Here is a 15,818-nt window from a genome sequence, read left to right as displayed (position 1 = left end):
CTCCTGTTCTTTCAAAGTTGCATCTATACATATGTATATGAGTACCTTTGGAATCTATTTCAGAAGATAAAAATTAGCTTTATTTTTTCAAACCTTTGATAAAGGCTTCGACTGCGAGCTGGTAACTTTCATCCAGATCCAGCGGCATGCCGAAACCACCTTTTTGCTCCAGCGATGTAAATCCATGCATTAGGCTTCTTAACCCGCGGACAGCATGAATTGCTTCCTCTTCCTTTAATCCAAAAGGTTGAATGGCTGAAATGACAAGACCAACGATTTTCCTGCCGGCGTCATGAACAAACTCATCTGCAGGATCGGGCGCTGATAATGCGAAATCGTATAGTCCCGGATTTTTTCTTGCAAAGGTTAAATACGCCTGGCTTAATGCCATGATGGCTTCGTCTCCTTGAGACTTTCCTTGCGCTTCCTTCGCCAAACTGTTGTACAGTTTTTCAAGTGAATAAATGGCCAGCTCTCTTTTAATTCCCGGCAGGCCATCAAAGTGATTGTATAATGAAGGAGGTTTGATGTTGAGTTTCTTTGCCAGCATGGCAAGCGTTACATATTCACTTCCATTTTCATTCGCAAGCTCAGCTGCAGCAAGCATGATCGTATTCTTATCAAGCGCAATTTTCGGTCTTGGTGACATGTTTTAGTACTCCTTTATTTTGTAAAAGCTGCCTCAGCTTTTTGGATTGCTTTTTCAATAAGTGTGCCAGGGTTTCGAAGTAATTCACCGTGCCCAACAGCCAACAGGCTTGGTTTTAACTCATTAATTTTCCGGGCACTTTGCAAGGCTGTTTCTTTGTTCCATGTCGCCATTGCAGGGAAAGGAAACCACGGGATTGTCACCCCGGACACGGCTGTACCGCCCCTGGTCTGGAATGCATCACCCGCAATCAGAATATTGGTTCTCTGGTCAAGGAATGACAAGGATCCTGGTGTGTGTCCCGGGGTTGAAATTGCCAGCAAAGAACCGATATGATCCCCTACCTTTATAAGTATATCCGGTCTTGTTTTGATGTTCTTTGATACGCCGCCACGAATAGGTGTCTTGGGTTCGGTTGAGTCAAGAGAGGTATCACCAGCTAAAAGGCGGGAATCGCGGGCAGAAATATAAACCGGAACACCCAGTTTGTCTTTCAGTTCATCAAGCGCACCAATATGGTCGCTGTGAGCATGTGTTAAAATAATCCTCTTGATTTGTTTTCCGATTTTTTCTGCAGCCTGCAAAATTGCCTTCGCACTGTTCGAAAGTGCGGCATCAATTAAAGTCAACCCATCCTCCTCCTCGATAAAATAACAATTCACAGGAAAAAACTTTGGCATGAACGTCAGCTGATATAAATATCCTTCTTTGATTACTCTCAATTTATTGAACCTCCCATTAAAACTAATGCCGTTAATTTTATATTAACTAATGACATTAGTTTTAGCAAGTAATAATTGGATAAATTATCAACAATGGGCCGGTTTCTCCCCACATCTTAGAATAATGCTGGTATTAGACTCCTTTGATGGCTACTTTTTGTATGATGGGCAGTGACCTCATCAGTTTACCGATCCTCATTTTTGGATTTACGAAGTGTATTTACCGTTGGAATCCGGTTGAACAACTTTTATTTACGGTAGCACAATTGTTATTTAAGGTTACACAAATTTATCTCCAGTTACAGCAGATTTATCTCCAGTTGCACAACTTTTATCTCCAGTTGCAGCAGGTTTATCTCCAGTTGTACAACTTTTATCTCCGGTTGCCCGCTTTTTATTTGCGGTTGTCAAAAAAAGAAGCCTCGACTCTAAAAATCGGGCTTCTTTTCAAATTATAATACCTTGCTCAAAAACGCTTTCGTCCGCTCATGCTGCGGGTTTTCGAATATTTCATCTGGTTTGTTTTCTTCCACGACCAATCCCCCGTCCATGAAAATGACGCGGTCACCGACTTCGCGGGCAAAACCCATTTCGTGGGTGACGACGACCATCGTCATTCCTTCGCGGGCAAGTTGTTTGATTACCTCTAATACTTCCCCGACCATTTCCGGATCGAGGGCTGAGGTTGGTTCATCAAACAGCATGATTTTTGGCTCCATCGCAAGGGCGCGGGCAATCGCTACCCGCTGCTTTTGCCCACCGGAAAGTGAGTCCGGGTAGGCTTCTGCTTTGTCCTCGAGTCCTACCTTTTTCAGCAGCTCCATCCCTTTTGCCCTTGCCTGCTGTTCCGGAACACCTCGTACCTTTCGCGGTGCCAGCATGATATTTTCAAGCACCGTCTTATGCGGGAACAGGTTGAAATGCTGGAAGACCATCCCGACCTCTTCGCGCACCTTGTTGATATCCGAACCCTTATCAGTAATGTCAATATCTTCGATTAACACATGTCCGTCCGTAATTGTTTCGAGCAGGTTTATGCAGCGGAGGAAAGTGGATTTACCGGAGCCCGATGGACCGATCACCACCACTACCTCCTGTGGCTGTACCTCCACATTTATTCCATTCAGGACCTTGTGGCTGCCAAATGACTTTTGCAAATTAGCGACTTTGATCATTCCGTTTTCAGCCTTCTTTCAAGGAGATTTAATAAAAAGCTAAGTGACAGCGTCAGGATCAGATAAATGACTGCTGCGGTAAGGTACGGCTCCCACACGCGGTAATACTGTCCTGCCATCGCCCGGCCCCAGTACATGATTTCCGGAGTCGCGACAATCGCCGCAAGTGATGACTCCTTGATTAGTACAATGAACTCATTTCCAAGAGGCGGGATCATCCGTTTGAAGGCCTGCGGTAAAATCACATACCTCATAGCCTGTACATGGGTCATTCCAAGCGAGCGGGCGGCTTCCATCTGCCCGCGGTCGATCGACTGTATTCCTGCCCTGAAAATCTCGGCGATATAGGCTGCCGCATTTAGGGACAGGGCGACGATTGTCGCGACAATCCCGTTTGTTTCCCCTATGAGCATAGGGATGACACCAAAATGAATCAGCAATATTTGCACAAATAACGGGGTTCCCCGGAAGAAAGTAATATACCAGACAAATGGCCAGGTCAGCAGTTTTCGGCGTTGGATCTTGCCAAGCCCGATGAACAGGCCAAGGATTGTCCCGATTAAAATCCCGGCCAATGATAGCCCGATTGTCAGCAGCGTGCCTTTTACTAGATAAGGAGAATATTCAATAATAATATCAAAACGAAAATCCATAGCTTGCCCTCCAAAGCCCCGAGGCCTGGGACTAGATTTTGTGATGTACAAAAAAATGCGTAACGCTGTTTTCAAGAGTTACGCATCTTTGAAGATTAATTGTTTACAGGAAATTACTCTGATGCTTCTTGTTCCGCCTTCAGCATTTCCATGTTTGGCTCCTGGCCGAACCATTCTTGATAGATTTTTTCATACGTTCCATTCTCGACGATTTTCTTGATTGCTTTATCGAAGTCTGCCTTCAGATTGGTGCCTTTCGGGAACAGGATTCCATAGTATTCCGCCTCGAAGCTGCCGCTGTCTTCAATGACCTTCAGTTTTTCATTAGGATTGTTTTTTGCATAAACTTCAACAACGCCGTTATCGGCAACGACTGCATCTGCTCCACCTGAAAGCATTTCCATGATTGCCAGGTTGTTGTTATCGAATTTTTTGATATCCTCGTTATTCTTGCCAAGGAGCTTATCCATTGCTGCCTGCCCGGTTGTGCCGTTTTGGACTGCCACTACCTTTCCCTTCAGATCAGCAGCGCTTTTAATATCGCTGTCTTCGCGGACAAGGATTTTATTTGTGGATAAGAAATATGGCAGTGAAAAGTCATAGGTCTGCTTGCGCTCATCATTGATTGAGATTGAGGATACTGCCAGATCAGCGCGCTTGCTCTTGATCTCAACAAAAATCGGATCCCAGCCGACATTCTCGATCTTTAGCTCATACCCCGCTTCCTTCGCTGCAGCTTTTAGAAAGTCAATATCGAAACCAACAATCTTGTCCCCATCCATGTACTCAAATGGTGCATACGCCGCGTCCGTGACCACCCTTAGCTCCTTCTTTTCAGCCTCAGATCCTGTTCCTCCTGAGCTGCTTGAACCGCATGCCGACACTACAAGCGCCATGATTGCCAACATCACGATCGCCAGAAATCTTTTTTTCATTCTGATTGCCCCCTCTTTTAAAAACGTGCAAACTTTAATAATTTATATGTATTCAGTCGGGCTTGTATTACTTTTTACAGTGATAAGAAAAACTTATATTTATAGTTTCATACCTTGTCATTTCCTTATGTTTCCTTTTAGATTAATCTTTTACTAGGGAGGGGATTCACTATGGCATTTAAATTCAAAGCAATTGATCATGTGCAGCTTGCAGCCCCTAAGGGTTCAGAGGACCAGGCCAGATGGTTCTTCGGAGAAGTATTGGGTTTTGAAGAAATCGAAAAACCGGCAGAGTTGAAAAAGCGAGGCGGAGCATGGTTCCAGTATGGAAATTGTCAAATTCATATTGGAATTGAGGAACCTTTTGTTCCTGCATGCAAGGCACATCCGGCATTTGAAATTGAGAATATCGAGGGATTGAAGGAGCATTTGTCCTCTTCAGGAATTGAATATATTGAAGATGACAAGCTTCCAGGCGCGAATAGGATTTATGTCCACGATCCGTTCGGGAATAGAATTGAATTGCTCGAATGGGTCTTGAGCTAAGAAGGAAAGCGTACTCAACGGTCAACCATTTCAAGCGCTAGAGCTTGATAATTCTCGGAATCTGAATATCATATAATTTCGCTGCTTGCTCGATTGGTTTTCAATACAGCAAATTTTTGGTATCATATTTAGAAAAGCGAAATATTCGTTCCGAGAAAGAAGTGTTGATGGAATGACCCAGCAGCAAAAGGCGAAACGCAACTTGATGATCATGTGGTTCGCAAATTTCTTCATTGCCGGCAGCATGACAATGGTAATGCCTTTTCTCTCATTGTACATCGAAACTTTTGGGGATTTTTCAGAAAGGTATGTCCAAAACTGGTCTGGCCTGACGTTCAGTATTACGTTCGTAACAGCCTTTCTATTTTCACCTGTAATCGGAAGAATGGGCGACCGGTTCGGACGCAAGAGAATCCTGATTTTTATGGGGATCGGGATGGGTTTAGCCGTTTTTCTATTAGGATTTGCAACTTCCGTGTGGGAGTTATTTTTACTGAGAATGTTCATGGGATTATTCTCTGGCTTCATTCCAGTATCACAGGCGCTTATTTCAACTCAGACATCGAAGGAAGAAGCAGGCAAAGTGTTAGGAACCCTGCAGACAGGCAGTATCACAGGTTCGTTGCTCGGACCGATGCTAGGCGGGGTTCTTGCTGACTCCTTAGGCTATGCGACAACCTTCCAATCAACCTCGGCATTTATCGTCCTTTCTGGTCTGCTTGTATTCTTTGTTATGGAGTACAGAGTCGATATCAAACAAGGAACAAAGACAAATTACAGCCGCAAAGAAGTTCTTCAGCACATCTTTAAAAATCCAATCATGGTGAATGTCCTGCTCATGTCGATGCTTGTGCAGATTGCCCATTTCAGTATCCAGCCAATCCTTTCACTATATGTGGGAGAGCTGCATGGTCCGGAAAACCTGGCATTCTTTTCTGGAATCGCCTTTTCGGCAGCTGGGCTTGGCAATTTGTTAATGGCAAGGAAATGGGGCCAAATAGCCGACCGAGTTGGCTATATAAAAATACTTGTCGTGCTGCTATTTTTATCAGCAATCATTTATTTGCCAGGCGGCTTTGTGGATAACATCTGGCAGCTAGTGCTGATCCGATTCCTGCTTGGCATCACCATCGGCGGCATTATCCCTGTCAGGGTTGCCTATATCAGGCAGGAAGCTCCGGTGGCGATGCAGGGCGAAGTACTCGGCTATAATACGAGTCTCCGTTTCTTCGGAAACATCATCGGGCCAGTGCTCGGCGGTTTCCTTGCGGGTTACTTCGGATTCACCTCGGTATTCGTCCTGACAAGCGGACTCCTGCTGGTGAGCGGCATTGTCCTGTTCGCATCGATGCAGCGCAATCCTCAGTTTGTTAGAGATACTTTTTAAAAATAAAACGGAAAAAGACTGGATCTAAGTGATTCAGTCTTTTTTACTTATTAAGATTCAAATCCAAGTAAAAGCTTATATAGGAATTATTTGAGCTTGAAAGGCATATACACAACTGCCATCATTGCTTGTTTTTATTCAGATGGAAGAATTATTCACATTACTGTTTTTTAACCGCTGTCTGAGGGAACCATTTACATATGAATGATATTTAGAGGAAGAATAGGTTCATATTACATAAGGAAAATCGGGTGATTTTATTTGGAAGTTCAAGCCTTGCAGGAGGTCGAAAAACTGGCCTTAAAAAAGCACAAAATTTTTAAACAAAGCAAAACACGCTATCTGGCCAGGGCTGCTCTGGCTTCTATGTTCATCGGCTTTGGTGTGATTGTTGCGTTCAAGACGGGAAATCCATTTTATGTGGAACACTCACCCTTTGCCTACCCTATAGCTGCCATTACCTTCGGTGCCGCAATTATCCTGATTGCCTATGGCGGAGGGGACCTGTTTACAGGAAACACCTTTTACTATACGTTTGCAGCTCTGCGAAAAAAAATGGCCTGGCTGCAGGTGGCCAGGATGTGGATTTACAGCTATATCGGCAATATCATTGGCGCAGCTGCATTTGCTTTTTTAATTTACACAACAGGATTGTTTGATGATCATTCTGTAAACGGATTCTTGTTAAGTGTCGCTGAACAAAAGACACTTGCACCAACTTCAGAGTTATTTTTCAGGGGGATTCTCTGTAACTGGCTCGTCTGCCTGGCATTCTTCCTGCCGATGTCGATGAAGGGCGACGGAGCAAAGATGTTTGCAATGGTGTTCTTCGTCTACTGCTTCTTCATTTCGGGCTATGAACACAGCATCGCTAATATGTGCACCTTTGCGATCAGCATGGTCCTTGACGACCCGCAATCTGTTACTTTTCCAGGCGTGATTCACAATCTGATACCCGTGACGATCGGCAACCTGATTGGCGGGGGAATCATGATGGGCTGGATGTATTATTATGCGAACAAACCATTTTTTGAGGAATGATAAAAGGCTCAGCTTTTTAGTCTGAGCCTTCCCTTTTGTATTTGATCGCTATTTGAGCTGCCAGCATGGCGGACACTACAAATATGATGGTCAGTGGTACTTGATTACTCAGCAACTCTAGTGAATAAACTACCGCATTCACCGAAAACCAAAACAGGCTGCTGACTCCAGTGGCCGTGAAAAATAACCCCATATGACCTCCTTGACTTTCCGGTATCTTCGGCTCCCTTGGAGATGCTTTATGTAATAATAGAACAAAATCCCAAGTATAACTACAATGAGTGAATAGCTGAATGGAAAAGATGCAGCTTCCTCATTCTGGTCAACCAGAACGATGTTCCCCAGAAATATTAGTTGAAGGGTTAGATTATAAAAAAGGGCAATTAAAAACAATAGCCATTCACCTATATAAATAAAGGTCTTTATGTGAATTTCTTACCCCTCCTTCAAGATCATTTATCTTTATACTTCTCTCCCTATGCTAATTTTCCTTCACAATAAAACAGGATATAGAAATATTCTATATCCTGGTGACCGTATTTTTTTATCGTGCAGTGACATCGCATGCAACTGCCGCTAATGTTTTTGCTTGTAATAGGTAATCCCAAGGGCAAATGCGAGCACAGTTCCCTTCACGATATCCATTGCGTAATATGGCACCGACATCATCACCAGGCCATTTTGCAAAATGCCGATCAGCACTGCCCCGACAAAGGTACCGAATGCATTTGGCTTGCCTGCTCCCAAGACGGAAAAACCAATGAATGCAGCGGCTACCGAATCCATTAGATATGGGGAACCAGCATTGATTTCCGCAGTCATGACGCGGGAGGCCAATACAATCCCACCGATTGCCGCGAATAAAGCAGATAGCAGATAGGCAGCTGTTTTATAGCGGTTGACCGGAATACCGGAAAGCCTTGCCGCTTCTTTATTGCCGCCAATCACATACATATAGCGGCCATGCTTTGTGTATGTCAGGAATATATGGACAACTATGACAGCGATCGCCATAATCAGGATAATCCATGGAACCTGCCCAATTTTAGCAAAAAACGGGCTGATTGTTCCTGTTGAAAAGCTGCCATCAGGCAGAATCATATTCTCCGAAACCGTTGCGCCCTTCGTATAAGTCAGCGCCGTTCCCTGGATGATGAACATCATGGCCAGTGTCATCAGCATGTCAGGAATCTTCAGTTTAACAATCATCAACGAGTTAAGTGCACCGACAATCAGGGCAGCCGTGATTGCTGATAATACGGCAATCAAAGTGTTCTGCGAGAACCAGACGAACATCGAAATGACGATGGCGTTGGATAGGGATGCGACTGAGCCGACAGATAAATCAAAGCCGTCAACTGTCAGCGAGATGGTGATGCCGATCGCGATGATGGTTACGATGGAAATCGAACGCAGGATATTAATGACATTATCACCGTTGATAAAAGAAGGATTCGCTGCCGCGAAGATGGCGACCAGGACAAAGATTGTCAAAATCGTCCCATATTTATATAAGAACTGGAACAGTTCGAATGTTTTTTTCGGCGTCGGCTCTTGCTGTAATGGGAGTTTCGCTTCCATCCTATCTTCCTCCTGTTGAATAAAATAAAAGTTCTTCTTCTGTAGTGGCTGCTGTTTCAAGCTCCTTGACAGGCTCACCATCATAGAGCACGTATACCCGGTTTGTAATGCCGACGATTTCTGACAGCTCGGAGGATGCATAAATGACACCCTTCCCTTGTGCTGCGAGCTGGGCAATCAGCTCAAAAATATCCCGTTTCGCACCGACATCCACACCCTTAGTTGGCTCGTCAAAAATATACACATCCGCATCGGCAATCAGCCACCTGCCAATCGCCACTTTCTGCTGGTTTCCGCCTGAAAGATTTTCAACTTTGGCATTTTCTGATGAAGTTTTGATACCGAGAGCCTTGATGTACTCCTGTGCGGTGTTCTTTTCTGCCCGTCTGTTGATAAAGCCTAGTAATCTGGTGAACTTTTTGAGGTTGACCGCCGTAAGATTGGAGGTGACGGATTCTGCGACAAGGACTCCTTCCTTGCGCCGCTCTTCAGGCACCAGGGCCAAACCGCTTTTTACTGCAGCATGAGGACTGGTCAGCTTAAGGTTTCTTCCTTTTAGCATTACGGTTCCGCTCGTTGTTCGTGTCGCGCCAAACAGCGCTTTGCACAACTCTGTCTTTCCCGCTCCGACCAGGCCGGCAAGCCCGACAATCTCCCCGGCTTTTACATGTAGGGAAGCATTTTTCACTTTGTCTCCATCTGTTAGGCCTTCGACTTCCAGAAGGGTTTGACCGACCGAGCTGACCCTTGTCGGGAATTGGTCTTCCAGCTTCCTGCCAAGCATGTACTCAATCACCTGGTGGGTGTCCACTTCAGGAATACCTTTTTTTATTACCAGCTCACCATTTCGCATGATCGTAATCTCATCACATAATTCAAAAATCTCCGGCATTCGGTGGGAGATGAAGATGATGCCAACATTCCTTTTAGCCAGTTCCCTCGTGATTCGGAACAGTTCTGATGTTTCAGTATGGCTGAGAGGAGCTGTTGGTTCATCGAGAATGAGGAATGAGCATTTACTTGAAATCGCTCTGGCAATAAGGACGAGCTGTTTCTCGGCAAGCGACAGCTCCCCGGCAAGCTTTTTTACAGGAATGCGAAGGTTCATGCCGGATAGAATGGCATCAGCGTCTTTGAAAAGCTGTTTCCAATTAACCCAGTGCTTATTTTCCATCGCCTGCACTGTTAGATTCAGCATGATATTTTCAGCCACAGTCAGCGACGGGATGATCGCTGTGTCAACCTCCTGGTAAACCGTCTGGATCCCGAGTTTCTGCGCATGAGCCGGCGTCCTGATTTCGACTTTCTTGCCATCGAGCTGGATTTCACCTATGTAGTGATCATGCGCTCCGGATAGCACCTTCATCAACGTTGATTTGCCCGCTCCATTCGCACCGATCAATGCGTGGATGCTGCCAGTTTTCGTGCTGAAATTAACATCGTTCAGCGCTCGCACTCCCGGGAACTCAATGCTGATGTTTTGCATTTGAAGTTTCATCCGGGTTTCACCTCCCTATCAATCTGCAAAGCAGACACTCTCTTTGTTTTTGAGAGTGTCTGATCGGTTTGGTTTGTTGAACTGGAAAATATCGCGGGAAATTTCCAGTTCGCCAATAAATTTTGATTTTCGCCAATAAGTTCCTGAAATCGCCAATAAATATGTGAACTCCGCCAATAAAAATCGATTTTCGCCAATAAATTTGTGAAAACCGCCAATATAATTCTCAACGCCTAAAACTAGGAGCACATTCTGAAGGAATAACGTTACTTTTTATAGTGCTCCTTCAACTTTTCCATCCAATCTTCCAAAAATGCATCAGATTTACCCCAGCCTTCGATAATTTCAGCTAGATTGACCATGTTCACCGGATTTTTTGACTGCTGCAGCTGTTCCTGTGAAATCAGTGAGGCTTCAAGGTCATATGTTGCTGGTGTTTCTTCGCCGGCCAGCTTTTTCGCCAGCAATCTCATATTCACTTCCCCGATCAGCTTCGGATCAACGGCGGCGGTGTATTTCCATGGGCTATCTTCTCCCTGGATTTCCTGCAAGTCCGCATTGGATACATCAATTCCGTAAATCTTGATTTCATCTCGGCCAGCTTCCTTGATGGCACGAGCTGCGCCGATCGCAAAAGCGTCCCATGTTGCGAAGATCGCGTCAATTTCTCCCTTTGGATGCTTGTTCAGCATAGCGGACACTGCGTTTTGTGTCTGGACGCTTGTATCTGCAGCAGCTACTCCGAATCTCTCTACCTCTTTGATTCCCGGATTCGCCTTCAAGGTTTCCTGGTAAACTTTATTTCTTCTGACCATTGGCGGGAAGCCATCAACCCATAGGTAGACGATATTCGCTTCTCCATTTTGGTCCTTCACAAGTTGATCGAGTGCCTGTGTGGCAAGTGCTTCATCATCCTGTGAAGTAAGTGTTACGCCTTCTACTTGTGCCAAATCCGGATTCGAGTCAAAGGTCACGACGCTCTTACCTTTTTCAACTAGTTTCTTTACATCATCTACCGTTGCTGCGTCATCTCCATGGGAAATGATGAATCCATCATAATCCTGCTGCAGCCCCTGGTTAATCGCGTCATGGAATTTGGCTGTATCTCCATTCGCCGTAAAAACGTCAACCTTGAAGCCTAGCGCTTCACCTTCAGCCTTCGCTCCGGCTAAAAATTGCGCAGTATGGTCATCTCCGCCAATCTTGCGGATCACTTTGATTTTAACTTCCTCGCCCTTAGCAAATCGCTCAGGCACTCCTTCTACCGGACCGCTGGCCGTTTTCGTCTCTCCGCCGCCGCAGCCTGTCAGCAGCAATGCGGAAGCAACTGCAGTTAAAAATACATTTTTAATTCCTTTTTTCATCTGATATTCCCCCTTTGATTGATCTGCATGGCTAACAAAAATAAAAAAACCTCTCCAGAAAAGAGAGGTTTCAAACGCAGTAGAATACAAAGGTCGGATTCCTCTCTTATCTTTCAAAACAAATAAATGTTTTGCAGGATTTAGCACCAATTCCATTTGGAACGGTTGCTGGGCGTCACAGGGCCAGTCCCTCTGCCACTCTTGATAAGAGAATTTCTTTATTAAGTTAATGTTGCAAATCGATAAATCTCACTTTAAACTCCTATACTCATATTGTCAATATTATTATGAAAATTTAATTATATTCTTCTTTCTTCATGCAGAAAAAAGGAAGATCCCAATTGGAATCTTCCTTTTCGATTATCCCCTGCCTGCCGCGGTCATCCATTCGTACTGGCGAAGTTTTACTTCATAAAGTGTCAATGGATCACGGTACAGTTCAGGGTTAATTCTCATTTTTTCAAGTTCGTTCTTTCCATATTCGATTTCGGATTTTGCTTCTTCTACTGCTTCTTCAAGAACTTTGAATGGGTTTTTGAAGAACAGGTTCACATCGCGTTCAATTGATTTTTCGAAAATCTCGAATTGCTGCAGGAATCTTTTGGCGATGGTTACGCCGATTTCATAATAATCCTCAGTCTCGAGATAGGTTTTGTATCTGTTATAAAGCATCGCATTGTTTTGCGGCAGCACTCCGAGCAGCTTGCCAGCGCTTTTCAAGAAGAACTGCTGCGGCGTCGAGCGATTCATGATGTTGACCTTTTCATAGTGGACACCGTTCGTCATCCGGTCGGCATCGCGGCGCCAGTCATCTAGTACTCTGAAATCACAGTCGAGGCTAATCCTTTCATCTCCATACATGGAGTTAAAGCCCTCAGCCATTTCATTCAAATAGTTTTGGCTTTGGTCGAATTCGTCCTTCGAATGTTGAATCCACCCTCGTAAATCTTCATGGAATTTCGGCAGTACGGTTCCATCGAGATATTCCTGTATTTTCTTGTTCATTTCTTCGTCCATTTCAGCATGGATTTTTCCGAAATCACTGTCCTCCGTCACCAATTCCGAGCACCCACGCAATATTTCAGGAATCTTCTCAATGATTTCCGCACGGGTTTCATCTTTAATTTTTCGGTATGACTTCTGGATAGAACTTGACTTCTCTTCTTCAATATCTCCCAGCTGGTTGATGGCACCGTTAAGCTTGCTCACCATTTCTTCGTTCCAGCTGATTGATTCCATATGGTTATTCTCGATTTCAATCCGTTTATCAAGCAAATACGTGATCGCCCGTCTGACGAAGAATTGCAGTTTTGCAGTACGCTCCTGCTCAAAGTCGACAGTGCTTCTGTTTGTTCGTATAAAATCTGAGAAATCCCTCAGCTGCTTGCCTTTATCATAGTTAGAAGAGAAAGCAAACATTTTCGAATCCGGATAATATTGGCTGATTTCAGCCCATGTCTGGTCAAAAACATCAATTGCCTCCTGCTGACTGTATATCACATCTATTTTATTCAACAAGAAGTGTATAGGCAGATCCGGGAAGTACTCTGAAATTTTCGAGAGGATTTCCCTTTCTTTTTCCGTAAAAGGATCATTCGCATTGAGCACGAAAAGCAGACTATCAGCAAATCTCAAGTAATTGTACAATGGATGCTTGTCATAGTTATTACTGTTGATCCCTGGAGTATCAATCAATGCCAATTCGTGTTCCCGCAGGAATGGGAACTCTGCCTTGAAATCAATGATTGTTTCGTTCTTGTGAGTCTGGCGGCGAATTCCTGCTGAGTCCTTGAAGTCCTCAAGATCCGTAATTTGTCGCACGTCTGTATCAGTGATTTCATGAATTTCCGGATTCTCCTCATTCTTGAACCGGATGACAGCAGCAGTTGGTGCCGTGATCAACTCTTCCCCAACAATGGTATTGACGAATGAGGACTTCCCATTTCCAGTTATACCGGCGATCAACAGATTATGAACATTGGATTCCTGCAGCTCCTGGACCATCCACTTAATCCTGTTGCCGACCTCTATCTCATGGTTCTCAGCCCACTCAATGATACTTTTGAATAGCTGCATGCTATCCTCATATCCATCATGGTACTCGCGCGAATTCAGCACAAGATTTTCAGCATCGTGAATCGCGGACGACGTGATGGTTCCTGGAAATACCTCATTCCACGCAATAATAGATGATGCCGATACAAGACTGTTAACAGGACTTGTGATTTTCAGCCAATTGGTAAGCAACTCAGGAATCAGCGGAGAAATTTCCTTAATCAATCGATCCCCGTTAATCAACTCGAAATATGTGTCCTGATAAACCGCTGACAGATGGGTCCAGCCATCTTTTCTATTGCCGTCCATCCCGCTGAACAATTGGTTGAATTCCCTTAGCCATGTCATGTATGAACTTTGACCCTTATAGCTTTCCCACAGGGATACTGCCAACTGTTCAAAACGGCTTCTGTCCACCTGGAAAAGAACAGATAATGCTTCGTTAAAATAATCTGGTGCGAACTGAGCAGTATGCCCCTGTTCTACATATTGATTCAAAACGTCGAACCACTTAGGCGAACCGGTGCGAACACCTTCATTGACTGCCAGCTCGACTGCATTGTCCCAGTCATGGTGCTCTTCAAAGAAAGCACGGGCAATCTCCGTGACGCCAGGGTAATCTGGATCAAGCGACACTGATTTTTTAATGACAGCAACTGCCTTTTCAAGCTTGCCCTGCTCTATGTAGAGAGATAATAGCTGAAGGCCGCTCTCAATTTTAAGAACATTGCTATCTGTATCAATCGTCAGGTACAGCTCCTCCGCGGAAGCAAGCAGACCAAGCTCAAGGAAGGCATCACCCATGTTCTTTTTCGCCCACGGCTCGAATTCATTTGTAATGTTCTCCCACTTAAAAATCGCCGCTTCAAAATCTTTATTGTGAAAATAAACCTCACCCTGAGCAAAACGGATATGCGACAAATCTGGCATATCATTCTTCTGCTCTTCAAGGTAGAGCTCCCCGAGAACACGAACAGGATGTGTCCTGTTTCCTGATTCCATATAAGTTTCAAAATACGTCTTTTTGATTAATTGCTCTTCAAATGTCATGACTTTCCTCCGACTTCTGATAATGATCAATCCAAAAAAAGAGCCTTCGGACTCCTTCAGGCATTAAAATTTTGTATTAGCTAACTGTTCTTTTTCCCTTTTGCGGCTTGCCCTCAAACCTTATCATTGTATTCTACCAAACTATTTTTCATTCAAGATTTCAGCCAGCTTTCAGTTTTGCTACAAGCACTGCAAAGTTTGTAACCTTTTTAATAAACGCCCCAGTTTTTTGCCAGTTACTGTCGAATGATATCATTATCTATAGCTTTCGAACTATATCCTGAGTTTATGGGGACTTAATGAAGTTTGTCACACCGCAGATAGGGCAAAATCATTATAATGAAGGTATTAAGATGACCGAATAAAGGAGATTATTATGCTGACTTTAAAAATTATGGGGACTCCCCTAGAACATATTAAATCACAACATATCAAAAAAAAATCTGTCGTAAGGAACAACAAAACAATCGCTACAATAAAGGAAAGTGGAAACGAAGTTGAATTCCAGATTGACCCATACCTTGACCTCGATGAATTTCAATTTTTACGGGATATAATCATGGAGCTCAGCTATGGAAACGAAGCTGCCATCGATGAAAGAGGCTGCCAGCTAGGCTATTTGGAGAATGGTGAGAAGGCGTTTTTGATTAAGAACTGGGAAGAGTGGAAGGTATTCTTGATGAAAGCCAAATTAAGGACACTAGAAGGTCAGAACGTACAGGCCTTAAATCCAGAAGGAGAAGAACTTGGGGCCGGCCTGCTTGCTGAATATGAAATCGCTGAAAGTCCGTTCCGAATCACGAGCTGCACCTTGATCACCCTATTTGGGGAGAGGAAGTTCGAAGGGGAAAATATCAAGATTGTGCCGACTAACCAATTTAGCTAAAAATCAATCATACCTTAAGAAAAGCAGCGGAAATTCCGCTGCTTTTTCATTTTTCTTTATTCAATTCATCAATCAGCTGCTTGGTCCGTTTCGCATTTCCTTCAGCGAAGTTCTCAAGGCGTTCCTTCAGCTCAGGATCTTCGTGGACTCGTTCAGCTGTTATCAAGTACGTACGCATCAAATCTTCTTCAATTTCAACGGAATTTTCAAGTACTTCCTCAATTGATTCTTTTTTGCTGTCGTGATCGTTAAAAGAATGGGAAACCATGTTGAATC

At 44.1% G+C, this 15,818-nt stretch carries 15 protein-coding genes and 1 riboswitch; of the genes, 4 read left to right on the top strand and 11 right to left on the bottom strand.

Features of this window, described 5'->3' with window-relative positions; translation table 11 throughout:
- Nucleotides 1-79: 79 nt before the first annotated feature.
- The 5 genes from TY49_RS10980 to TY49_RS10955 all read right to left on the bottom strand — a co-directional run bounded on the left by TY49_RS10980 (nt 80) and on the right by TY49_RS10955 (nt 4,134).
- Entirely contained in the window at nt 80-649 is a 570-nt protein-coding gene (locus TY49_RS10980; protein ID WP_041965953.1) for a TetR/AcrR family transcriptional regulator, read from the bottom strand.
- 14 nt (nt 650-663) lie between these two features.
- Nucleotides 664-1,371: an MBL fold metallo-hydrolase gene (locus tag TY49_RS10975; RefSeq protein WP_041965952.1), complete on the bottom strand. Its 708-nt coding sequence runs from the start codon at nt 1,369-1,371 to the stop codon at nt 664-666.
- A gap of 452 nt (nt 1,372-1,823) precedes the next feature.
- The gene (locus TY49_RS10965) at nt 1,824-2,546 is read right to left on the bottom strand and encodes an amino acid ABC transporter ATP-binding protein (RefSeq protein WP_041965950.1); all 723 of its coding nucleotides are present in this window, start codon (nt 2,544-2,546) and stop codon (nt 1,824-1,826) included.
- A complete protein-coding gene (locus tag TY49_RS10960) occupies nt 2,543-3,199 on the bottom strand; it encodes an amino acid ABC transporter permease (RefSeq protein WP_041965949.1) in 657 nt (218 codons plus the stop codon). The genes TY49_RS10965 and TY49_RS10960 overlap by 4 nt, the downstream gene beginning before the upstream one ends.
- 113 nt (nt 3,200-3,312) lie before the next feature.
- The gene (locus tag TY49_RS10955) at nt 3,313-4,134 is read right to left on the bottom strand and encodes a basic amino acid ABC transporter substrate-binding protein (RefSeq protein ID WP_041965948.1); all 822 of its coding nucleotides are present in this window, start codon (nt 4,132-4,134) and stop codon (nt 3,313-3,315) included.
- A 171-nt stretch (nt 4,135-4,305) separates the two neighbouring features.
- Here TY49_RS10955 and TY49_RS10950 point away from each other — a divergent pair, with 171 nt between their 5' ends.
- The 3 genes from TY49_RS10950 (at nt 4,306) to TY49_RS10940 (ending at nt 7,108) form a co-directional block, all read left to right on the top strand.
- The gene (locus TY49_RS10950) at nt 4,306-4,680 is read left to right on the top strand and encodes a VOC family protein (protein WP_041965947.1); all 375 of its coding nucleotides are present in this window, start codon (nt 4,306-4,308) and stop codon (nt 4,678-4,680) included.
- A gap of 172 nt (nt 4,681-4,852) precedes the next feature.
- Entirely contained in the window at nt 4,853-6,067 is a 1,215-nt protein-coding gene (locus TY49_RS10945) for an MFS transporter (protein WP_041965946.1), read from the top strand.
- Nucleotides 6,068-6,328: 261 nt separating this feature from the next.
- A complete protein-coding gene (locus TY49_RS10940) occupies nt 6,329-7,108 on the top strand; it encodes a formate/nitrite transporter family protein (protein ID WP_041965945.1) in 780 nt (259 codons plus the stop codon).
- 16 nt (nt 7,109-7,124) lie between these two features.
- Here the strand turns inward: TY49_RS10940 and TY49_RS24645 are convergent, their stop codons facing one another.
- From TY49_RS24645 to TY49_RS10915, 5 genes are all read right to left on the bottom strand, one after another.
- The gene (locus tag TY49_RS24645; RefSeq protein WP_156972665.1) at nt 7,125-7,301 is read right to left on the bottom strand and encodes a hypothetical protein; all 177 of its coding nucleotides are present in this window, start codon (nt 7,299-7,301) and stop codon (nt 7,125-7,127) included.
- A 383-nt stretch (nt 7,302-7,684) separates the two neighbouring features.
- Nucleotides 7,685-8,689 (bottom strand): ABC transporter permease, encoded by a 1,005-nt coding sequence (locus TY49_RS10935; RefSeq protein WP_041965944.1) that lies wholly within the window; start codon nt 8,687-8,689, stop codon nt 7,685-7,687.
- A gap of 1 nt (nt 8,690) precedes the next feature.
- Complete coding sequence (locus TY49_RS10930; RefSeq protein WP_041965943.1) at nt 8,691-10,187, bottom strand: sugar ABC transporter ATP-binding protein; 1,497 nt, start codon at nt 10,185-10,187, stop codon at nt 8,691-8,693.
- Between the two features lie 266 nt (nt 10,188-10,453).
- Nucleotides 10,454-11,551, bottom strand: a complete 1,098-nt coding sequence (locus tag TY49_RS10920; protein WP_041965941.1) for a sugar ABC transporter substrate-binding protein — start codon at nt 11,549-11,551, stop codon at nt 10,454-10,456.
- A 103-nt stretch (nt 11,552-11,654) separates the two neighbouring features.
- Nucleotides 11,655-11,762, bottom strand: a riboswitch (SAM riboswitch).
- Between the two features lie 149 nt (nt 11,763-11,911).
- Nucleotides 11,912-14,656: a dynamin family protein gene (locus tag TY49_RS10915; protein WP_041965940.1), complete on the bottom strand. Its 2,745-nt coding sequence runs from the start codon at nt 14,654-14,656 to the stop codon at nt 11,912-11,914.
- Between the two features lie 376 nt (nt 14,657-15,032).
- On the opposite strand from TY49_RS10915, the gene TY49_RS10910 reads away from it, so the two are divergent.
- Nucleotides 15,033-15,542, top strand: coding sequence for a hypothetical protein (locus TY49_RS10910; protein WP_041965939.1), 510 nt, complete (start codon nt 15,033-15,035; stop codon nt 15,540-15,542).
- Nucleotides 15,543-15,588: 46 nt separating this feature from the next.
- On the opposite strand, the gene TY49_RS10905 is transcribed toward TY49_RS10910, so the two are convergent.
- A complete protein-coding gene (locus TY49_RS10905) occupies nt 15,589-15,810 on the bottom strand; it encodes a hypothetical protein (protein WP_041965938.1) in 222 nt (73 codons plus the stop codon).
- Nucleotides 15,811-15,818: the final 8 nt, after the last annotated feature.

This window comes from Mesobacillus selenatarsenatis SF-1, assembly GCF_000813125.1.
Lineage (GTDB): Bacteria > Bacillota > Bacilli > Bacillales > Cytobacillaceae > Mesobacillus > Mesobacillus selenatarsenatis.
Note: the sequence above shows the minus strand (reverse complement) of the source record. Positions and strands in the feature narration are given on the sequence as shown.

Coding starts and splice junctions, on each gene's coding strand:
- TY49_RS10980 (WP_041965953.1), bottom strand. CDS start 649: ATGTCACCAAGACCGAAAATTGCGCTTGATAAGAATACGATCATGCTT.
- TY49_RS10965 (WP_041965950.1), bottom strand. CDS start 2,546: ATGATCAAAGTCGCTAATTTGCAAAAGTCATTTGGCAGCCACAAGGTC.
- TY49_RS10960 (WP_041965949.1), bottom strand. CDS start 3,199: ATGGATTTTCGTTTTGATATTATTATTGAATATTCTCCTTATCTAGTA.
- TY49_RS10955 (WP_041965948.1), bottom strand. CDS start 4,134: ATGAAAAAAAGATTTCTGGCGATCGTGATGTTGGCAATCATGGCGCTT.
- TY49_RS10950 (WP_041965947.1), top strand. CDS start 4,306: ATGGCATTTAAATTCAAAGCAATTGATCATGTGCAGCTTGCAGCCCCT.
- TY49_RS10945 (WP_041965946.1), top strand. CDS start 4,853: ATGACCCAGCAGCAAAAGGCGAAACGCAACTTGATGATCATGTGGTTC.
- TY49_RS24645 (WP_156972665.1), bottom strand. CDS start 7,301: ATGGGGTTATTTTTCACGGCCACTGGAGTCAGCAGCCTGTTTTGGTTT.
- TY49_RS10935 (WP_041965944.1), bottom strand. CDS start 8,689: ATGGAAGCGAAACTCCCATTACAGCAAGAGCCGACGCCGAAAAAAACA.
- TY49_RS10930 (WP_041965943.1), bottom strand. CDS start 10,187: ATGAAACTTCAAATGCAAAACATCAGCATTGAGTTCCCGGGAGTGCGA.
- TY49_RS10920 (WP_041965941.1), bottom strand. CDS start 11,551: ATGAAAAAAGGAATTAAAAATGTATTTTTAACTGCAGTTGCTTCCGCA.
- TY49_RS10915 (WP_041965940.1), bottom strand. CDS start 14,656: ATGACATTTGAAGAGCAATTAATCAAAAAGACGTATTTTGAAACTTAT.
- TY49_RS10910 (WP_041965939.1), top strand. CDS start 15,033: ATGCTGACTTTAAAAATTATGGGGACTCCCCTAGAACATATTAAATCA.
- TY49_RS10905 (WP_041965938.1), bottom strand. CDS start 15,810: ATGGTTTCCCATTCTTTTAACGATCACGACAGCAAAAAAGAATCAATT.